We start from the raw sequence: 1,347 nt of genomic DNA, 5'->3' as shown, positions 1-1,347 counted from the left end.
GAGGACATCGTCGTCGATCCGGCCACAGACTTCACTGGTATCGACCAGCTGGTCATTCCGGAAGGCACGAACGTCACCATCTCCGCCGAGCAGTTCAAGCAGCTGGTCGAGTCCGGCGCCACCATCGACACTCAGGGTGCCGCGCCGGATACCGGCAGCCTGACCGTGGATCTCGATGGCGACCTGACCATCGGTGCCGATGACGAGTTCACCATCGACGGTTCCAACGTCACCTTCGCCATGTCCGACGGTGAAGTGCTGAACGTCGAGACCTTCAGCCTGGCTAATGGCCTGCAGGTGACCGGCGATGACGCCGCTGCCACCAAGCCGCTGGTGAACTTCCTGTTTGATACCAACCCGGATACTACCACTGGCTCTGCGCCGGAATTCTGGGAAGCTATCGATGTTGCCGCCTATCAGGATGTGGATCTGCGCATCAAGGACCAGCTGCTCGATAACTTTGGTATCGATGATGGCACTGGCACCTTCCAGAACAGCCAGTCCATCGAGGACCTGCTGGACAACCTGGATAGCGCCAACATCCTCAATATCTACCGCGATATCGAAGAAGTGGTTCTGGATCCGCGTGACCGCGTGGTAGTGGTCGAGCCGGAAGCCATGCCGGAAGGCATCGAGTTTAGCGCTGTGGGCAGCCTGGCTGACTACGTCCGCTCCGTCGACCTGACCCTGCAGGCCGACGAAGAGAATGCTGCCAGCATCAATGGTGACATCTTCGTCAACGACGGCCTGGTGCGTGAAGGTTACACCGTGCTGACCATCAACACCGAGGACGTGGATGGCGCGGCAACCGGTCCGGTGGTTATCGATGGCAACATCTCCACCGATAACGCTGCAGCGGGCGACGCAGGCGAGCTGGTGGATATCACCATTAACGCCGACGTCGATCTCAATATCACCGGTGAGGTGATCTTCGCTAGCACCAGCGGTGACAACCCCACTGCCACCCTGACCCTGACCGGCGATGCCGATGTCACCGTCAAGGAGCTGGTGGCCGGTAGCAACATCACCACCATCAACATCGATACCACCGACTACAACGGCACCTACACCGCGACCGGTGGCAGTGCGGCGCTGTCGGGGGCTGATCTCACCACCCTCAATCTGGAAGGTGACGGTGATGTGGTCATCGGGACGCCCGTCATTCCGGCAGGTGAGCCGAATGAAGGTGAGTCTTACGGTGTCCATGGCACACCAGAGCTCAGCACTATCGATGCCAGTGGCCACACCGGTACCCTGACCATGGTGGTCGGGGAAGTGTCTACGGACGGTTTCTCCTTCACCGGCGGCACCGGGGTCAACACCCTCTGGCTGTCCGAAGTGGTGGGC

Annotated in this window: 1 protein-coding gene; it reads left to right on the top strand. The window is 60.1% G+C overall.

Translation table 11 applies throughout. The features are described from left to right. Positions 1 to 1,347: hypothetical protein (locus HOP52_RS19520; RefSeq protein WP_238979199.1), on the top strand; the 1,347-nt coding region annotated here is incomplete at both ends.

The organism is Billgrantia campisalis (genome assembly GCF_022341425.1).
In the GTDB taxonomy this organism is placed as follows: Bacteria; Pseudomonadota; Gammaproteobacteria; order Pseudomonadales; family Halomonadaceae; genus Halomonas; species Halomonas campisalis.
The sequence above is the reverse complement of the archived record's forward strand: the minus strand, read 5'-3'. Positions and strand labels throughout refer to the sequence as shown.